The 19477-nt window shown below is 57.5% G+C and carries 16 protein-coding genes; 7 read left to right on the plus strand and 9 right to left on the minus strand.

What is annotated here, in order from left to right; all coding sequences use genetic code 11:
• Positions 1 to 155: 155 nt before the first annotated feature.
• Entirely contained in the window at positions 156 to 482 is a 327-nt protein-coding gene (gene trxA / locus H6G52_RS03045; protein ID WP_099533117.1) for a thioredoxin, read from the minus strand.
• 509 nt (positions 483 to 991) lie between these two features.
• Positions 992 to 2488, minus strand: coding sequence for a trigger factor (tig, locus tag H6G52_RS03050; RefSeq protein ID WP_190526355.1), 1497 nt, complete (start codon positions 2486 to 2488; stop codon positions 992 to 994).
• 186 nt (positions 2489 to 2674) lie between these two features.
• Here tig and H6G52_RS03055 point away from each other — a divergent pair, with 186 nt between their 5' ends.
• The 3 genes from H6G52_RS03055 (at position 2675) to H6G52_RS03065 (ending at position 5143) form a co-directional block, all read left to right on the plus strand.
• Positions 2675 to 3769, plus strand: coding sequence for an aspartate-semialdehyde dehydrogenase (locus H6G52_RS03055; protein ID WP_190526357.1), 1095 nt, complete (start codon positions 2675 to 2677; stop codon positions 3767 to 3769).
• A gap of 202 nt (positions 3770 to 3971) precedes the next feature.
• Entirely contained in the window at positions 3972 to 4253 is a 282-nt protein-coding gene (locus H6G52_RS03060; RefSeq protein ID WP_099533114.1) for a hypothetical protein, read from the plus strand.
• 176 nt (positions 4254 to 4429) lie between these two features.
• The gene (locus H6G52_RS03065; protein ID WP_190353678.1) at positions 4430 to 5143 is read left to right on the plus strand and encodes an energy-coupling factor ABC transporter ATP-binding protein; all 714 of its coding nucleotides are present in this window, start codon (positions 4430 to 4432) and stop codon (positions 5141 to 5143) included.
• Positions 5144 to 5154: 11 nt separating this feature from the next.
• Here H6G52_RS03065 and ppsA read toward each other — a convergent pair whose 3' ends face one another.
• On the minus strand, positions 5155 to 7617 hold the full coding sequence (gene ppsA, locus H6G52_RS03070) for a phosphoenolpyruvate synthase (RefSeq protein WP_190526359.1): 2463 nt from the start codon (positions 7615 to 7617) through the stop codon (positions 5155 to 5157).
• A gap of 1162 nt (positions 7618 to 8779) precedes the next feature.
• Positions 8780 to 8908, minus strand: coding sequence for a hypothetical protein (locus H6G52_RS18695; RefSeq protein WP_255407540.1), 129 nt, complete (start codon positions 8906 to 8908; stop codon positions 8780 to 8782).
• A 136-nt stretch (positions 8909 to 9044) separates the two neighbouring features.
• On the opposite strand from H6G52_RS18695, the gene H6G52_RS03075 reads away from it, so the two are divergent.
• The 4 genes from H6G52_RS03075 (at position 9045) to mgtE (ending at position 14766) form a co-directional block, all read left to right on the plus strand.
• Positions 9045 to 9437 (plus strand): helix-turn-helix domain-containing protein, encoded by a 393-nt coding sequence (locus H6G52_RS03075; RefSeq protein ID WP_234406874.1) that lies wholly within the window; start codon positions 9045 to 9047, stop codon positions 9435 to 9437.
• 253 nt (positions 9438 to 9690) lie between these two features.
• A complete protein-coding gene (locus tag H6G52_RS03080; RefSeq protein WP_190526361.1) occupies positions 9691 to 11028 on the plus strand; it encodes a sensor histidine kinase in 1338 nt (445 codons plus the stop codon).
• A 121-nt stretch (positions 11029 to 11149) separates the two neighbouring features.
• The gene (locus H6G52_RS03085) at positions 11150 to 13075 is read left to right on the plus strand and encodes a protein kinase (RefSeq protein ID WP_370567665.1); all 1926 of its coding nucleotides are present in this window, start codon (positions 11150 to 11152) and stop codon (positions 13073 to 13075) included.
• 281 nt (positions 13076 to 13356) lie between these two features.
• On the plus strand, positions 13357 to 14766 hold the full coding sequence (mgtE, locus tag H6G52_RS03090; RefSeq protein ID WP_242026158.1) for a magnesium transporter: 1410 nt from the start codon (positions 13357 to 13359) through the stop codon (positions 14764 to 14766).
• A 7-nt stretch (positions 14767 to 14773) separates the two neighbouring features.
• Here mgtE and H6G52_RS03095 read toward each other — a convergent pair whose 3' ends face one another.
• From H6G52_RS03095 to xth, 5 genes are all read right to left on the minus strand, one after another.
• A complete protein-coding gene (locus H6G52_RS03095) occupies positions 14774 to 15946 on the minus strand; it encodes an alanine--glyoxylate aminotransferase family protein (RefSeq protein ID WP_190526365.1) in 1173 nt (390 codons plus the stop codon).
• Between the two features lie 93 nt (positions 15947 to 16039).
• Positions 16040 to 16834 (minus strand): J domain-containing protein, encoded by a 795-nt coding sequence (locus H6G52_RS03100; protein ID WP_199312147.1) that lies wholly within the window; start codon positions 16832 to 16834, stop codon positions 16040 to 16042.
• 229 nt (positions 16835 to 17063) lie between these two features.
• Positions 17064 to 17660 (minus strand): ATP-dependent Clp protease proteolytic subunit, encoded by a 597-nt coding sequence (locus tag H6G52_RS03105; protein ID WP_190353568.1) that lies wholly within the window; start codon positions 17658 to 17660, stop codon positions 17064 to 17066.
• Positions 17661 to 17740: 80 nt separating this feature from the next.
• The gene (locus H6G52_RS03110) at positions 17741 to 18385 is read right to left on the minus strand and encodes an ATP-dependent Clp protease proteolytic subunit (RefSeq protein WP_199291366.1); all 645 of its coding nucleotides are present in this window, start codon (positions 18383 to 18385) and stop codon (positions 17741 to 17743) included.
• A 174-nt stretch (positions 18386 to 18559) separates the two neighbouring features.
• Positions 18560 to 19357, minus strand: coding sequence for an exodeoxyribonuclease III (gene xth / locus H6G52_RS03115; RefSeq protein WP_190526369.1), 798 nt, complete (start codon positions 19355 to 19357; stop codon positions 18560 to 18562).
• Positions 19358 to 19477: the final 120 nt, after the last annotated feature.

A 19477-nucleotide genomic window follows, 5' to 3' on the forward strand; every position in this document is an offset into this window, starting at 1 on the left:
TCGCAATGGGAGCGATCGAATGGGGCTGGTTCAATGGCTGATCAGGCATCTTGAGTCGGTCTGAATTCGTTCAAATTCATCTGAATTTGTTGGAATTTACCTGAATTCATTGGCATCAAGCTGACCTGATCCAGAACTCGCCCCTTGGCTTTGCTCTAATCGACGTACTTGGCAAGTGTGCCGGCCAACGTGGTCTTCGGCACTGCGCCCACAACCATATCCACGCGATCGCCACCCTTGAAAATCATGAGGGTAGGAATGCTGCGGATACCGTACTGGCTTGCAATGCCAGGATTTTCATCGGTGTTCAGCTTCACAACCTTCACTTTTTTGTCAAATTCTTGGGCGATTTCATCAACCACCGGCGCTACCATCCGACAAGGCCCGCACCAGGGTGCCCAGAAATCTACCAATACTGGGACTGTGCTTTGGAGCACTTCTGCCTCGAAGTTTGCGTCGGTAACTGCCGTTGCTGCCGCCATGCTGACCTATCCTCTAAACCGTTACTAAATCAGTCTTTTGACTCAGACCAATCTTGACATCTTTCCTCGGCCAAAACATGGAAAATTTCCCAAAGCCAAGGTTAGTTCCTGAACCGCCGTTCCCCTGCCTAGACAAGTCCTTGAGGGATTTGGCACGCCATGCTTGATACGAGGCAAATCCAGATTACCACAAGCAAAACTCCAGCTCTGACGATTTGACCGATCGCTCAGAAACTTTACGAGATCGGGTACGAGATCGCGGCAGATCAAGGGAAATCACAGCGAAACCACCGGGGATCCGGGCTGTTTCGGGGTTGCGCTGGGGCGATCGCTGGCGGTGGCTCAGTTAGGGCGCGATCGGGTCGGAGAACCTAGGGATTGCTCCGATCCCGATCGGGCGATCGGCCTTGTTGTTGGCTCACTAGTTTTGCCTATGGCCCATATCAGCCACCTGCATTAGCTACCTGCATGAGACACCACAGCGAGACCAACCGCTAGCCGGCCTTGAGTTAGTCGGACTTCTTGCCCTTGCCCTTCTTGGCCGCGCCCTTTTTACCGGCTGTTTCGGTGTCGTCGGTGTCGTCGGTGTCAGTGTCGGCGGCGCTCTCAGCGGTCACATCGACCGTGGCTTCAGCGGCGGGGGTTTCCTCTGCCTCAGTTGCTTCTGACTCTTCCGCCTGGCTCAGGGAACCGGGTTCCAGCAGCTCAAAGCTGTTGTTTTCCTTCAACCAAGTCAGCACCTTGCCCCGGTAAAGGTCTTCGTAAACCACGGATTCCAACCGAGCGCGATCGACCTTTTGGCCAGAAAGGGCCGCCTTCAGCTCCTTCGCGCGGGTTTGCACTTCCTCATCGCTGACCTCGATCGACTCTTTGCGACCCACAGCCCGCAGCACCAAATCCGTCTTCACTTGCCGAACGGCATCCGGGCGCGCCGTTTGCTGCATGTTGGCCATCAGTTCATCGTTCATGAACTTGCGCACATCAATGCCCTGGCTTTGCAGTTGGTACATGGACTGGTTCACAATCCCGCGCACCTCTTGCTGCACCAGGCTTTCGGGCAAATCCACATCCACATTGTCAATCAAGGCGGCAATTAGGGCAGCTTCCTTGTTTTGTTCGGTTTGCTCGTCGGCTTCCTGTTGGTACTGGGACTCAAACTCAGCCCGCAGATCCGCCAGGGTTTCGTATTTGCTGATCGACTTGATGAATTCGTCGGTCAGCTCGGGCAGTTCGCGCTCTTTGATGTCATGCAGGGTGATCTCAAAGGTGACTTCGCGATCTTGCAGGTCTTCGCGGCCGTAATCCGCCGGGAAGCGCACGGTGATTGACTTGCTCTCGCCGGCATTCATGCCCACGATCCCATCCACAAAGCCGGGGATGAATTTTTTCTGATCCAAGTCCACTTGGAAATCCGTCGCTTCCAGACCGGAGAGATCCTCCGGATCGGTTTTGCCTTCTTCGGGGGTAAGGGTCCCTTTGTAGTCAATCACCACAGCATCGCCCAACTGGGCCGGGCGACCTTCCACGGGAATCAAGTCGGCGGAGGATTCCCGTTGCTGTTCCAGGATCCGATCGACCCGGCTGGGATCGGGATCAACGCGCTCGGCCTGAACGGTCAAGCCGCTGTAGGGGGGCAGGTCAATGTCGGGAACCACATCCAGCTTGACCGCAAAGGTCAGGGTTTGGCCCGGCTCAAACTTCGAGAACAATTCCTCTTCGGAGGAGGTGATTTGGGCCTGGCCGGCAGGTTCGATTTTTTCTTGCTTGATGGCGGCTTTCACGCCCGCTTCCACCAACTCATCCAGACTGGCGGCCTTGAGGGCGGCGGGGCCAATTTGCTGAATCAACACGGCGCGGGGCACTTTGCCCTTGCGGAACCCAGGAAGTTTGACGGCTTTGGCGTACTTACTGAGGGTGTCTTCGTAGACCTTGGCCGACAGTTCAGCGGGCACTTCGATCGTGAGGCTAACCTGACTGGCGGACAGTTTTTCCTGGGTGACTTTCATGGATGATCCAACAACTGACAAAACGAAACGGACTCAACGAAACTTGCAACACAAGCTGGCCATAGCCAGACCTATAACCGAGCGACGTGCGGCGCTGGCATAGTGCTGCGGCATCGTGCTGAAGCGAGGTGCGACGTTGACGGGCAAGCTACGCCAGATGAACCGCAATAGACTATCCTAGCTGAAATGCGCCCCTCTGCATGGGCGATCGAGTTGGCTAGTTTTTGGCGTTCCTGGGGAGAGAAGACCTTGGCTGGATATCGCGTCGCCATTTTGGGCGCTACGGGCGCTGTGGGTACGGAGCTGCTGCAATTGCTGGAAGAACGGCAGTTCCCGATCGCAGAACTGAAGTTGCTGGCTTCGGCGCGATCGGCCGGCCAGACCTGTACCTTTGGCGGCGAAACCTTGACCGTGGAAGCCACCACCGCCGAGGCGTTCAAGGGTGTGGATATTGTGCTGGCTTCGGCCGGCGGCAGCACCTCCAAAGCTTGGATCGACACGATCGTGGCCGCTGGAGCCGTGACGATCGATAATTCCAGCGCCTTTCGGATGCGGCCCGATGTGCCCCTGGTTGTACCCGAGGTGAACCCCGACGCGGCAGCCCACCACGAGGGAATCATCGCCAACCCCAACTGCACCACGATTCTGATGGCCGTGGCCACTTGGCCCTTGCACTTGGTGCAACCAATTCAGCGGATTGTGGCCGCCACCTACCAATCGGCCAGCGGCGCGGGCGCTCGGGCCATGGAAGAAGTGAAGGTGCAGTCGCGGGCGATTTTGGATGGGGGGGAGCCGGTGGCGGAAATTTTGCCCTATCCCTTGGCCTTTAACCTGTTCCCACACAATTCGCCCCTGGGAGCCAATGGCTACTGCGAAGAAGAAATGAAAATGGTGAACGAAACCCGCAAGATCTTTGGCACTGAAGCCCTGCGGGTCACGGCCACCTGTGTGCGCGTGCCGGTGTTGCGGGCCCACTCGGAGGCGCTGAACCTGGAATTTGCGGAGCCGTTCCCAGTCGATCGCGCTCGTGAGATCCTGAAATCGGCGGCCGGTGTGACCCTGCTGGAAGATTGGGAGCGCAACTACTTCCCGATGCCAATCGATGCCAGCGGCAAGGACAACGTGTTGGTGGGTCGGATTCGCCAAGACATTTCCAACCCCAACGCGATCGACCTCTGGCTCTGTGGCGACCAAATTCGCAAGGGTGCGGCCCTGAATGCGGTGCAAATCGCGGAACTGCTGGTGGAAAAAGGCTGGGTGAAGCGCAAATCCGCCCGTTAAGGCAACCGGTAAATCAAGGGGCCGGTCAGGTGCAGACAAGGGGCTTCAGCCCCTTGCCCCCTCACGGTGCGATCGCAGTGGGGGTGTGATCGGTTTTCTGGGCGATCGCGCCTTGGCCGCCGCGCTAAGATGATCCCGGCTGCGCCCCACTCGATGAAGGCTGAATCGGCCAACTCCCAAGCTGTTTCTGGTTTCCAGTGCTATGTTCACGATCGAAGTTGCTCTCAAGAGTTCGCCCGCCACGTTTTCGGTGCAGCGCAAGAATGCGGAAGATGCGGAAGCACTCTATGCGGAAATTTTGGGTTTTGTGCAATCGGGTCAGGCCCAATGGCTTGATTTGACCTGTGAAAAAATGGTGGGCAAGAAAATTTCTATCCTGACCAGCGAAGTGGTGGCTGTGCAAATCAGCGATAAGTCTGGCGCAGCCCAAGCGGGTGGCCGGACGGCCGGTTTCTTGGCCGCCGCCACGGGCGCAACCAACTAAGTCTGCCGTGATCGATCCAATCGCCACTCAACCAGACAAGGGACTTAAGCCCCTTGCTCCTCAACGGATTTGAGCACCATCATGCTGGTTCGTTGGGTTGAGGTTGCCCTGTGATTGGATCGGTCTTGCGGACGGTTCAATATCTCTATCGCGCACTGTTAAGGACGATCGCCCCCATGCAAGGCCAGCCCAAACCGGATGAGCGGGGATTGTTCCCAAACGATCGGGTGACGGAACCAGCGATCGCAGTGCGGCAGGTCTCGTTCCAGTGGGCAACTGATAAACCCGTCCTGAAAAACTGTTCCCTGAGCGTGCCCGCCGGGGAATTTTGGATGCTGCTGGGAACCAATGGCAGCGGCAAATCAACCCTGATGCAGCTCTTGGCGGGGTTGAACCAACCGAGCGCCGGCCAGGTGTTGTTGCGGCGGCCCGTGGGCTTTGTGTTCCAAAATCCCGATCGCCAATTGGTGATGCCCACGGTGGGGGCAGATGTGGCCTTTGGGTTAGCTGAAGAGAATTTGTCGGCGATCGAAACGCGCGATCGAATCCGCAGCGCCCTGGCTGAACTCAATATTTTGGACTTAGAGCGCCGCCCGATCTATGCCCTCAGTGGCGGCCAAAAGCAACGGGTGGCCATTGCCGGAGCGATCGCCACCCGTTGCGAAGTCTTGTTGCTCGATGAACCCACCGCCCTGCTCGACCCCGACAGTCAATTGGATTTGGTGCGCTGCGTGCGGCAGTTAGTGGACGATCGGGGAATTACGGCCCTGTGGGTGACCCATCGCCTGGAAGAACTGGACTATTGCGATGGGGCCTTTTTGCTGGAAAACGGGCAGGTGGTGGCCGCCGGCAAACCAGCGGCCATGCGCGATCGACTCCTGACCCCGTAAGCGCTCAGGGGCTATGGCACGGTTTCCGTTTCAATGTCCGCGATCGCCAGCAGCGTCTTCAAGACTGAATCCGGGTTCAAGCTGATGGAGTCAATCCCCTCCTGCACCAGGAATTGGGCAAATTCGGGGTAATCACTGGGCGCTTGACCACAAATCCCAATTTTGCGGCCGTTAGCCTTGGCGGTCTTAATCGCCATGCTCACCATCCGTTTCACCGCCGTGCAGCGTTCATCGAACAGGTGCGCCACCAATGCGGAATCGCGATCGAGACCCAACGTGAGTTGCGTCAAGTCATTGGAGCCGATCGAGAACCCATCAAACACCTCGCTGAAGGCATCGCCCGCGATCACGTTGCTCGGCAGCTCGCACATCACATAGACCTGCAAGCCGTTTTCGCCCCGTTTCAGGCCGTTTTCCGCCATCACCTCCAACACCCGCATTCCTTCTTCCGGTGTGCGGCAGAACGGAATCATCGGAATCACATTGGTTAAGCCCATGTCGTCCCGGACGCGCTTCAGGGCCTGGCATTCCAACGCGAAGGCGGCCCGGAATTTCGGATCGTAGTAGCGAGATGCGCCGCGCCAGCCAATCATCGGGTTTTCTTCGACTGGTTCAAACTGCCGCCCACCCAGCAGGTTGGCATATTCATTGGTCTTGAAATCCGACATCCGCACAATCACCGGCTTGGGATAGAAGGCCGCCGCGATCGTGCCCACCCCTTGGGCCAGCTTCTCCACATAGTATTGCGGACGATTGGTCTTATACAGGTGCGTCAACTCGCCCACCTGCTTACGCACCGACTTATCCTCCAGCTTGTCGTACTGGATCAGCGCCATCGGGTGTACTTGGATGTGGTTGGCAATAATGAACTCCAACCGAGCCAAACCCACCCCATCACAGGGCAACGAGGCCAAACTGAACGCCTCTTCCGGGTTGCCCACGTTCATCAAGATCTGGGTCTTGGGTCGGGGCAAATTATCCAGGCGAGTTTCCTTAATCTCAAAGGGCACTTCTCCGGCATAGACCTTGCCTTCGTCCCCTTCACAACAGGACACCGTGAGCATTTGGCCCGTTTCCACGGCACTGGTGGCGTTGCCGGCCCCCACGATCGCCGGGATGCCCATTTCCCGAGCGATGATTGCCGCGTGACAGGTGCGCCCGCCTTGGTTGGTGACGATCGCGCTGGCCTTCTTCATGATCGGTTCCCAGTCCGGATCCGTGCGGTTGGTCACCAGCACTTCACCCGCCTCGAACTCGTCAATGCGATGCACGTCCAAAATCACCCTTGCTCGACCGCGGCCCACCTTTTCACCGACGCTGCGACCGGTAATCACCACCGGTGGCCGTTGTTCCGGCGGCAGCGTAATCACGTAGTTTTGCAGCACGTTCCCGCTGCGTTGGGACTGCACCGTTTCCGGGCGGGCTTGCACAATAAACAAATCGCCCGTTTGCCCATCTTTGGCCCACTCGATGTCCATCGGAGTCGGCACGCCGCGCACTTCGGAATAGTGATCCTCAATGATCACCGCCCAGCGGGCCAGTTGCACAATGTCATCGTCCCCGATCGCATAGCGGTTGCGATCGGCCACGGCCACCGGCACATTCTTGGTGGGTTTGGTGCTGCCCGGCGCATAGATCATCTTGATCTCTTTCGTGCCCAGCCGCTTACTCAGAATGGGCCGCTTGCCCTGGGCCAAGGTGGGCTTAAAGACCACGTATTCATCGGGGTTCACCGCCCCTTGCACCACGTTTTCGCCCAAACCATAGGCCGCCGTCACCAGCACCACATCCCGGAAGCCGGTTTCCGTGTCCAGGGTGAAAATCACGCCCGAGCTGTCCATGTCGGAGCGCACCATCTTTTGCACCCCCACGGACAGGGCCACTTCAAAGTGGTCAAAGCCCTTAATTTGGCGGTAGGAAATGGCGCGATCGGTGAAAATCGACGCAAAACAGCGCTTACAGGCTTCCAACACCGCCGCCATGCCATGGACGTTCAGATAGGTTTCCTGTTGCCCCGCAAAGCTGGCATCGGGCAAATCTTCCGCCGTGGCGCTCGATCGCACCGCCACATCCACATCCGCCCCGTATTGCGAACAGAGCGCCTGGTAAGCCCGGGTGATTTCCTCTTGCAAATTCATCGGAAATTCCGCGTGCAAAATCAAATTCCGAGCCTTTTGACCACACCGCCGCAAACTTTCGCCATTATCCACATCTAAGGTGGCAAAAATGTCCCGCAGCTTGGCTTCTAACCCCGATTCTTGAATAAACGACCGGTAGGCAAACGCCGTGGTGGCAAATCCGTTCGGAACGCGCACGCCCTTCGCGGTCAACTGACGAATCATTTCCCCCAAAGAGGCATTCTTACCGCCAACCAAGGGCAAATCGGCAATGCCCACTTGATCGAACCAAAGCACTAACGCCCGATCGCGATCGGCCGCAGGGCGGGCATGAGGCACTGACGTGGCATGTGTCATAACCAAAGACCTCAGAACAACCTTGAACAACCTTCTTGAACAACCTTCAAGAACGGCATCTGCAATCGGCAATTATTGTCAGGAATCCCTTGATTGATTCCCTCTTTAGCCAACAACGACCAGAGGCGATGGTTGCCATCCAACCCTCGCTAAAATTCGGTTAATTTGCCCTCTGACCGCTCGCAGAGCCAGCCCAATGACACTCATCCTTCAGCAGCATTGCAGCAAAAAATCCGCATCACCGCTTATCGAAATTCACGGTTTAAGGCAAGTTAACGATCAAAACCCAACATTAATGGTCAGAAATGGTCAGATGATGCGAAACGATGGCACTCCGTTGAAATCAATCTTTTGAAGCCAATTTTGGTCAAGCCCATGCAACAATAATGGGGATCTCAGACCTTAACAGTTCGTAATCTTGAATGAAATGAGGGAATCGATCAAAATCTGAGGAGCCGCCACAGGGATCCACCGGATGACTCGATCGAATGATCGTGTTAAGAGAGTTTGTGAACCCATTGACAAAATAGTCCGATCATTTGCCGACTATTTTGGAATTTGCTGAACTTGACCTTTATAGGAGGAGATACTTCAATCGTTCCTCAAAGGACATGATTTAGGCAAGGTCATTTCCAAGTTGATTCTTGGAATCCGAAAGTAAAGAATTCAATCTGATTTGACGATTGAGGGCAATCTAAAGGAAAATAAAAATATCCGAAACGTCTTTGAGTCCTTGAGAACTCCCTGAGAAAGTTTGAAGTTTCCTGACTTTTAGTTCAGAGACTTTAAGTTTCCATGACTGTCGATTGGATTTCTATCAATTTTTAACCGCTGAAATCCCTTAACTCGGCGGTGCTTTCAATCCAGTCAGTCAGTTCTTGGGTTGCTGCTTCTGGTCAGCCTTCACTGTGGACACCATCAGCCCCCAATTCCCAAAACCATGCACAGGAGCTGTGTTATCGCAATTTTTGGCTTGGGATGACGTAATTCAGTGCGTATGATGAGTAGATGGTTATCTTATCCAATCGTCATGGTGGTAATAGCAACCACTGCCGACGATGGATTAAGCATGGGCTATCGTGCCTTGAACGATCGTGCGTTAACGATGATGTGTCTACGGCCAGGTCACGGGCGGTGTTACGGCTAGTACGCCGCTGACTCACTAGTTGCCCCGCTGGCTCAGGCCCGCGCGCTGCAACCGGTGGGAATGACCGGTTATAGGGCTGGCTTGGAACAGGCCCAAGGGGCGATCGCCCTGCGCATCTGGCACTGCCCACCAATGGGCAGTCACAGCACCCAGTCAACGTCTAGACCGGCGATCTCAAAACTCTCATTCATTTCTCAATTCCTCAGGTTTGAGGATCCACAAAGGGTGGAACTGGGAGGGGGAAATCAATCATTCCCAGTGTGTTTTAGGAGGCACAACCATGGGTAAACAACAGGGGTTGATGACGGCTGAGCAAACCTGCACCGATAGTGCTTGCCCAATCCAGGTCGTTTTGGAGGCGATCGGTCATAAATGGTCGATCTTGATTTTGCGGCTGCTGCGCGATCAACCACGGCGGCCCAGTGAGCTGATGATGCTGTTACCCGGCATTAGCAGCAAAACGCTCACTCAACGGCTGCGGGGTCTGGAACGCCACGGCTTAATTGTGCGGCGGGTTTATCCCGAGGTACCGCCCCACGTGGAATATGCTTTGACGGCCAAGGGTCAGGAGGTGGAACCGGTGATGCAGGCGATGGCGCAGTTGGGTTTGAAATGGGTCGATAGCGACGATCCCTGTGGTTGCCACCCCAATGCTAAGTTGACGGTCGTTTAGGCTCGGCCGGGCTGGAGTTGTGCCGGGCTGGGACGGGACGGGACTGGGACAGCACCAGACGAGGACTGTACCGGCCTGGGACTGTTTGGAAACTAAAGTTCGGGATAAGCTGAAACCTGGTATTCCCGGTTGAAACGCCCCCAGTGGGGTTCATCAACCATCAACGGGAATCCTGGCTTAGCCCGAACAACCATTAACGCAGGCCCCACAACAGCCGGCCCCACAGGACGGAGCTTGAGACCCGTTTTTGCTGATGAGTGACAAGAGCCTATGCCCCCCGGTGTTGCATGAGCCGGCCAGTTCGTCCTTGGGGCTGGAGGCAACCCTGGCGGATTTACCAAGCTATGACTGCCTGGTGGATGTGGCGGTTTCGGGATTCGCGCTGGCGAGCTGGCTGGCCCGTTATCCCCGGGTTCCTGGGGCGATTGTGATCGATCGCGGCCGGCTGGAGGGGGTGATTACCCGCCAGCAATTATTGGAATTTGCCATTCGGCCTTCGGGGGCAGCCATTTTGGAGCAGCCGCTACAGGCCCTGTGGGGCTATTTGGAGCGAGATTGCCTAACTTTGCCGGTGGAGTTACCGATCGTCCAGGCCATGAAACGGGCCGTGAGCCGCTCGATCGGGCTGTTGACGGATCCGATCGTGGTGCAATGTGCCGAAGGCCCTCGGCTGCTGGACACGCGCGCTTTGATTGTGGCGGATTGGCAAATTCGCGGCATTGAAACCCAGGCTCGCTATGAGCGAATGCAGCTTCAGGCAATTCAAAACGACAAGTTGGCCAGCCTGGGGCGGTTGGTGGATGGGGTGGCACACCAAATTTTGGATCCGGTGGGGTTCATTTGGGGCAACCTGAGCCATTTGGGATCTTACGGGGAACAGTTGGTGCAGTTGGTGGATGCCTACCGAGATTGGGCAGAACAGTCTAAGCAACCAATCCCCTGGACGATTACCAACTTGGAAGAGTCGGTGGATTTTGACTTTTTGCGGGATGATTTGCCGCTGTTGCTTAGTAGTTTGCGCAATGGGGCGGAACGGCTGAAGGCGATTGTCAGCAGTTTGCAAAATTTTTGCCATCTCGATGATGTGTATCCGCATCCAACGGATTTGCACCAACGGCTGAATAGCATTGTGCTGCTGCTGCAAAGCCGGTTGTCGGTGCAGATTGAGTTTGTGCGCAATTACGGTTCGTTGCCGCCGGTTTGTTGCTATGGCAGTCAGATCGATCGGGCGTTGATGGCGGTGTTGGTGAATGCGGTGGATGTGCTGTTGGAGCGGGGAACGCGGGCCCAACTCAAGGCGGTGACCCTGAGCGCGGCGGAACAGCCCTACATCGAAATCAACACTTGGGTGGAACAGGATGCGGCGGCTCATTCCTGGGCGGTGGTGTCGATCGCGGATAATGGCCCCGGTTTGACGGCGATTCAGCGCCAGCAAATTTTGGAAAATTTCCAGCTCGATCGCCACCGGGTCAAGGAAACGGGCCTCACGGCGACCCATCACATCATCACTTCGCGCCATGGGGGGCAGTTGGATTTGCTCGATCGCCCCAGTGGGGGTCTGGAAGTGGTGATTCGGTTGCCTTTGGCCTAGGGAGTGGCGGTGGCCGTGGGCCGCAACTGCGCCAATTGTCCCCATTTAGGCTGTTGAGGCTTGGATCCTTGGCTTAACATGGAAGCAACTCAATCAAAGGGTGATTGCTGCCCTGTGCGGTATGGTTTGCTGCTTAAATCCGCACTGTCATCAACCGATGAATCGGGATGATGCCCAATTTTGCCAATCCTGCGGGGCAGCCTTGGTGGCACAGTTGCGCAATCGCTATCAACCGGTGCGGCCGGTGGGGCAAGGGGGATTTGGCCGCAGTTATTTGGCCATTGACCTCGATCGACTCCAGCAACCTTGCATCATCAAACAGTTTTCGCCCCAAGGCGGCAACCCAATTCACTCGATCGCCGGGGGTTCCATCAGTCGCGGTTTGTTGGCGACGGACTCCCTCACCGGCACGATCGCCCAAGACAGCAGCTACGACAAATACGAGCAGCTCTTTGCCGAAGAGGCCCAACGGTTAGCGGAATTGGGCGAACATCCCCAAATTCCCGCCCTCTACGCCTATTTTGCGGAAGGGGGCCGGCTCTACTTGGTGCAGCAGTTCATTGCGGGGGACACGTTGGCCCAGCGGGTGGCCCGCGTGGGCCCCTGGAGCGAGGCGGCGGTGCGATCGCTCCTGTTGGACTTACTGCCGGTGTTGCAGTTTGTCCATGGACGCAATGTGATTCACCGGGACATTAAGCCGGACAACATTGTGCTGCCGGAGGCGGGCGAAAAGCCGGTCTTGATTGACTTTGGCGTGGCCAAGCAACTGACGGGCGAAACGGTGACCCGGGGGGGAACCCGGGTGGGCACGGAAGGCTATGCGCCCTTGGAACAATTGCGGAGTGGCCATGCCTACCCGGCCAGCGATCTTTACAGCTTGGCGGCGACGAGTTTGTTTGCGCTCACGGGCCATGCACCAGAGGAGTTGTTTGATCCTTTGGCGGGTCGGTGGGTATGGAGCGATCGCTTGCAGGAACAGGGGCGATCGGTTGATCCGCGCCTGGGGCAAGTGCTCGATCGACTGCTGAGCGATCGCGTCAGCGAGCGTTACCCCAGCGCCGAAGCCGTGATCACCGCCCTGACGGAAGGCGACGCAGCCGCCGCAGCCGCGCCCAGCCCCCCGGTCACCCGGGATCTCGGGCACTACAAGTGGCGACCCACCGTCACGATCGCGGCCCACAGCGATCGGATCTGTGCCCTGGCCTTTAGTCCCAATGGGCAATGGCTGGCCAGCGCCGGGGGCGATCGCCAAATTCGCCTTTGGCAGTGGGCCACGGCCAGCTTGCAAGCCGCCTGGGATGGCCATGATGGGCGGATCACGGCCCTGCTCTTTAGCCCCGATGGGGACAGCCTGATTTCTGCCAGCAGCGATCGCACCGTGCGGGTTTGGCCGATCACCGGCGGCCCCGCACGCCATTGCCTCAAACATCACCAAGATTGGGTCAGCGCGATCGCCCTCTCACCCGATGGTCAAACCCTGGCCAGCAGTGGCGACGATGGGCGCTTGGTGTTGTGGAACTGGCGCAGCGGCGAACTGCTCCACAGTTGGCGCGCCCACAGCCGACCGATTCCCGCCCTGGCCTGGAGCCACGATGGCCAGGTGCTCATTGGCGGATGCAGCGATGGGCTAATTGGCTTTTGGGATGCCCGATCGGGCGATCGGCTCCACAGCCTGCAACAACACCTGGGTCGAATTTGCGCCCTGCAAGCCACCCCCAACGGCCAATGGCTAATCAGCGCTGGCGAAGACAAAACCATCAAGCTCTGGCCCCTGCAAGCCGGTCAACCCAGCAACGACAAGCCCCAGCACATTTTCCGCGACAGCACCGAAGCAGTCTTTGCCCTGGCCGTTGCGCCCCATACGGGCCTGCTGATTGCCGGCGGGGAAGATCGCAAGGTCTATTGCTGGAACCTGGCCGACCAGGAACTATTACAGGTGATGAAGGGCCATGATTGGTGGGTCAATGCGGTGGCGATCGCCCCCGATGGGTTGACCTTGGCCAGCGGCAGTGGCGATCACACCATCCAAATTTGGCAACCCACCTAATTTGGCAACCCACCTAAGGCCAGCTCAAGGCCAAACTCAGTCCAACAACCGCCAGCCCATTCAGCAGGCGGTGATCTTGACCAATGCCCGAGATCCGGAGGGCCACTCCCCAATTCACCGATCATCTGCAAAACGGGACTTTCAGCAACTTCCGTTGCCAAACCCCTTAAACTAATGGCTAGTTTGGCAGGCCCAGCCCGGGCCGTCGATCATCGTTATCGCCCCACCATGCCGTAACGCAACTTAATTCCAAGCAAGACGACCGATGAGGAGGATCGAGCATGGCCACTGAGCAAGAGCTAGACATGAATTCGGCTCAGGGGATTTCTCGGCGGGAACTCCGCGACCTCGTGCGTGAACAATTGCGAGTCCTCTTGGATCAAAACAACCTGACCGGTGCCAAGGCGCTGTTGGTTCCCGTCAAGGCCCCTGACATTGCCGAGGCGATCGAGGGGTTACCCGAAACCATGCAGGCCCTAGCCTTTCGGCTCTTGCCCAAGGACGATGCGGCGGAAGTTTATGAACACCTAGAATCCAACGTTCAACAACTGTTGATTGAAGACTTCAAGCGCCAAGAAGTCTTGGATATTGTCGATAAAATGTCGCCGGACGATCGGGCCAAGCTCTTTGATGAGTTGCCAGCCAAACTGGTGCGGCGGATTGTTGACCAACTGAGCCATGCGGAACGGGAAGCCACCGCCCTGCTGTTAGGTTATGAAGCCAGCACCGCCGGCCGAATCATGACCCCCAAATACATTTCCCTGAAAGAGGAAATGACCGTTGATGATGCCCTGGCTCGGATTCGCCGCCTCGCGGACACCACAGAAACCATCTATTACCTTTATGTAACCGATAACACCCGCTGCCTGACGGGCATTGTTTCCCTGCGGGATATCGTCACCTCCCATCCACAACAGTTGGTGAGCGAGCTGGTGACCCGGGATGTGGTCAGCGTCACCACCGATGAAGACCAAGAGGAAGTGGCCCGCATTATCCAGCGCTACGACTTTTTGGCCGTGCCCGTGGTCGATCGGGAAAAGCGTTTGGTGGGCATCGTCACCGTGGACGACGTGATCGACATTTTGGAAGAAGAAGCCACCAAAGACATCTATGCCTTGGGTGGGGTGCAAGCCGGTGATGATGACTATTTCCAAACCAACCTGGTGACCGTGGCCCAGCGGCGGGTGGTTTGGTTGTTGGTGTTGTTGGTCACCAATGCGGTCACCGGGGCCATCATTCGCGGCCAGGACGACATCCTGAAACAGGTGGTGTCCTTGGCTTCCTTCATCCCGCTGTTGATTGGGACGGGCGGGAACGTGGGGGCCCAGTCTTCCACCGTGGTGATTCGGGGACTGAACATTGACCAGATTCGATCGGGGCCCCTGCGGGTCATTCGCCGGGAAGCCGTAGCCGGGGCCCTGCTGGGGATGATGCTGGGAACAATGGTTTGCGTGGGGGCCATGCTGTTTCAATATCCGCCCGCCGTCGCCATCTCCGTGGGCGTGAGCCTGATGGCCATTTCCACCTTGGCGGCCACGGCGGGATCGGTCTTGCCCTTTTTGTTCCAGAGCGTGGGCTTTGACCCAGCTTTGATGTCAGCGCCCTTCATCACCACAGCAGTAGACATGTTGGGGGTCTTGACCTATTTCACCGTGGCGCGGTTCATGTTAGCCCGCTTCCACGGGGGCTGAGGCGGAACTAGCGATTCAGCACTTGCTCCAAGGCCTTCAGCAGGGTCAGCACCGTTTCGGGCCGACTGTTAAAGCCCATCAGCCCCACTCGCCAAACCTTGCCGGCCAACTCACCCAGGCCGCCGCCAATTTCGATGTTGTAGTCCTCTAGCAGGCGACGGGCCACGGCCTTGGCATCCACCCCCTCGGGTACGCAAACGGTGGTGAGCGACGGCAAGCGAATCTCTTCGGCAACCTGGCATTTCAGGCCCATGGCCGCCAGCCCATCCCACAACAGCCGCGCATTGTCCGCATGGCGTTGCCAGCGAGCTTCAAGGCCCTCTTCGGCCACCAGGCGCAGGGCTTCCCGGATGGCATAGTTCATGTTGATCGGGGCGGTGTGGTGGTAGGTGCGATCGCTCCCCCAATATTTGCCCACCAGCGCCATATCCAAATACCAGTTGGCCACAGGGGTTTTGCGGGCCCGCAGCTTGGCCAAGGCCCGATCGCCCAGGGTAAAAGGCGAAATCCCCGGCGGGCAGCTCAGACACTTTTGGCTGCCGCTGTAGGCCGCATCCACACCCCAAGCATCCAAAAACAGCGGCACACCGCCCAAGCTGGTGACCGTATCCACCAACAGCAGGCAGTCAAATTCCCGGCAGAGATCGCTTATGCCCTCGAGGGGTTGCCGGGCCCCGGTGGAGGTTTCCGCATGGACTAACCCGAGGATTGCCGGCCGGTGGGCTTCCAAGGCGGTGCGCAACTCCGGCAGCGAAAACGCCTCACCCCAGGGCCGGTGGATTTGCCGCACTTCCGCACCGTAGCGGCTGGCCATGTCGCTCATCCGATGGCCAAAATAGCCATTTACCCCCACCAACACCACGTCACCCGGCTCCACCAAGTTGGCCAGGGTGGCTTCCATGGCGGCGCTGCCCGTGCCACTGACCGGAATCGTCAGGGCATTGTCCGTTTGCCAGGCGTAACGCAGCAGCTCTTGCACCTCGTTCATCAGCTCAATGAAGCACGGGTCGAGGTGGCCCACTTGCCGCATTCCGATCGCCTGGAGCACCCGGGGGTGAGCATTCGAGGGGCCGGGCCCCAACAGCAGGCGCGGCGGCACGTTCAGTTGGCTGGTTTGCAGGCGGTGGCGATCGCTAACGGTGGGCGCGGAGGTGGTGGGGTTGGGGACTGCGGCAATCATAAGGCTCTAAAAAAACAGGTCTTTTATGATTGACCCATGATAAAAGCTGGCCGATCACCCAACGATGAAGCCTGATTAAGATTTTTTGGCCCCTCAGCCCGATCGCAAACTCAGCCGCTGCAACTCGTGATCGACCAATAGCCACAACTGACGATTGCGGGGGTCGGTGTTGAGGGCTTTTTTCAGATAGGTTTCGGCGCGGCTGCCCTGGCCTCGATTAATTAATTCCCGGCCCCAACGGTGATAGGCGATCGCCAACCACTGTTTCACCTCTTCATCCCGATCGAGCCGTTGGGCCAACCCCTCCGCCAGGGCGATCGCGCTGGGGAATCGGCCCCCCTGGAACAGCTCCTGGAGCCGACGGAACGCATTTTCCTTCAACTCTTGCTCAAAGGGCGACAGGGACGGATTCACCTGCACCTGAGGTTTCGCAGTCGATCGCGCGGTCGATTGGTAGCGATTAGACTGCGCCGATGCTGGGCTAGTCCCAGGGTTAGTTGCTGGGTTAGGCGCTGGGCCAGGCGCTTGATTCGTTACTGGACGAGTTGCTGAGTTCGGTGCTGGGGCGGGTTCCTGAGGCGGCGGCGCGGCCGCGGTTGGTGGGGGTGGTGACTGGGGCGATCGGGCAGCGGGCGGCGGCGGGGACGGCGCAGCAACCGCAGCCGACGACCCAGACCAAGGAACCGTCGCACTGGGCCGCCCCGATCGCTCCATCAGGGCCCGGTAGGCCTGGGCCAAAGCCGCAAAGGTTTCTGCCGAGGCCGATCGATGGCCCGAATCGGGATGGTAGCGCCGGGCCAGCCGCCGATAAGCCCGCTTGATGTCTGCCACCGGAGCACCCGGCGGCAGTTCCAGCAGTCGATAGCAGTCCCGCACCGTCAAGGCCATAGCCACCTCAGTTCCTCACCCAAAATCCTCAAGATTGCCCCAAACCCTTTTCAAAATAACCGATCGCCCTTGCTTGTCACGCCAGGCCCCCCAAAGATTAAGGGCGATCGACCCCTTTCAGAATCGATCGCCCTGTGGTAACCCCTAATGTGACGGGGCAAGGGGCTTCAGCCCCTTATCTGCTGGGATTCTTGGCTACCGGAAGGCTGCGCGACCGGCACTCCGGCCCCTAATCGCGGGATTCAATCACCCGATCGATCAGGCCGTACTCCTTCGACTCCTCCGCCGACAGCCAATAATCCCGCTCCGTATCCTTCTTCACCTTCTCCAGGCTTTGGCCCGTCCGCAGCGCCAGGATTTCATCCAACTGGCTGCGGGTTTTCAGGATTTCCTTGGCCTCAATGTCGATATCCGTGGCTTGGCCGCGGAACCCGCCCATACTCGGCTGGTGAATCATGATCCGGGCATGGGGCAGGGCCAACCGCTTGCCCTTGGCCCCGGCCGCCAGCAGGAAGGCCCCCATTGAGGCCGCCAAGCCCACACAGACCGTCACCACGTCGGACTTGATGTGTTGCATCGTGTCATAAATCGCCATCCCCGCCGTTACCGAACCGCCCGGCGAGTTGATGTACAGCACGATGTCCTTGCTGTTGTCTTCCGAGTCGAGGTAGAGCATCACCGCCACAATTTCGTTGGCGATTTCGTCGTCCACCTCTTTGCCCAAGAAGATGATCCGCTCCTGGTACAGGCGGTTATAGATGCTGATCCACTGGGTGTATTGGCTACCCGGCAGACGATAGGGAACTTGGGGAATGCCAATCGGCATAGGATCGAGACTCCTTCTTCAAATGGCTGACTAGTGGGTGGTTGGATGGATTGGGAGCGTCATCAGGGCGATCGGGCAACCTAGCCCAACCCCACCGAATTCACCACCGGCTTAGGCAGCCCCTCCGATGATTCTAGGATCGTGTCAATGATCCCGTATTCCTTCGCTTCGGCCGGAGTCATATAGAACCGGCGATTCATGTCTTTGGTGAGCTTGTCAGTGGTTTGCCCGGTGCATTCCGACAAAATATCCAGCATCACCCGCTTGTTGCGCAGCACCTCTTCCGCCTGGATTTGAATGTCCGTGGCCTGACCGCGTGCGCCGCCTTGGGGTTGTTGCAGCACAATCTTGGAGTTGGGCAAACTGGCCCGACAGCCCTTCGTGCCTGCTGCCAACAACATGGCCGATGTGCCCGCCGCCAAGCCCAGGCAAATCGTATGAACCGGCGGCTTGATGTAGCGCATCGTGTCGCAGATGGCAAAGGCATCCGTCTCGAACCCGAGATTACCGAAGGAGTTGATATAGATCCGAATTGGCTTTTCGGGATCGTCGTATTGCAAATACAACAGCTCGGCAATAATCAGCTCGGTGACGGCAGGTACGAGGGGCATTCCCAAGTAAACGATCCGCTCCTTGAGCAACAGGGAGGGAAGGTCTGGCGGGGGAGTCCGGTACGCGGTATCGCCGTAGTAGGGCGCTTGAACGGCCTCGATCTTGGGAGTCATCGGCAGATTCAGAAAATTCAGGGCGCTGCTGCGCAAACAGCAGTCATACTTCCAAAATACTAACGCGCAACGCTGACGGCCGGTTGAGTCCGGGCTTGGCGGTTCTCTGGGCAATAGGGGACGGTTGGGCGATCGGTTAGCATGACCGCACAGCACGATCGGCCCAAGGATCGGTTAATCGATCGCTAGATCCAACACCACGGGGGTATGGTCGCTGGGCTTTTCGAGTTTGCGCGGCTCAATATCAATCTCGCAACTGCGGGCAGCGGGAATCAAGGCTGGCGACAAATAAAGATGGTCAATGCGCCAGCCGCGATTGCGTTGGAAACCACCCGATCGATAGTCCCACCAACTGAAGCGATCGCCCTCATCACAAAACAACCGAAAGGCATCCTGAAATCCCAAGTCCAAAACGCTAGCTTTCAGGGCTGCCCGCTCCTCATCGGAAGACATAATGTGGGTTTCGCGGTTCTTGGGATTATGAATATCGCGGTCTTCATAGGCAATATTAAAATCGCCGCAAACACAAACCTGAGGATATTGGCTTAACAATTCTGCTAGGTAGGTTTTTAGCAACGCGAGCCAACGCAGTTTGTAGACATATTTTTCACTGCCAATTTCGGAACCATTGGGCACGTAGAGATCGACCAAAACCAGGTCGCCCGATCGAACCATGATCACCCGTTTTTGATCGTCTAAATCACCGACCAATTTCGCATCCAAAACCGCGCCAAACCCGATCGCACAGTGATCCACCGGTTGCCGACTGGCGATCGCCACGCCGTTGTAGCTCTTTTGTCCCGAAATTTCCAGGTAATAGCCCAAATCCGTAAAAGCCGATCGGGGAAAGTCGCTATCAATCACTTTGGTTTCTTGTAAACAAAGAAAATCCACGGGGTTTTCCTGCAGCCAACCGGTGACATGATCGAGGCGCGATCGAACAGAATTAACGTTCCAAGTGGCGATTTTCATAGGGGCGATCGACAGGGATGCAGCGTCAGAGGAGGGGCAAACAACGGGTTGATGTTTGGCAAGGAGGCCCCAAAGCTTCCTCAGAATAGCGCTACAGTCGGGCCCGCGCCCGTACAATAG

Source organism: Limnothrix sp. FACHB-881 (assembly GCF_014698135.1).
Lineage (GTDB): Bacteria > Cyanobacteriota > Cyanobacteriia > CACIAM-69d > CACIAM-69d > CACIAM-69d.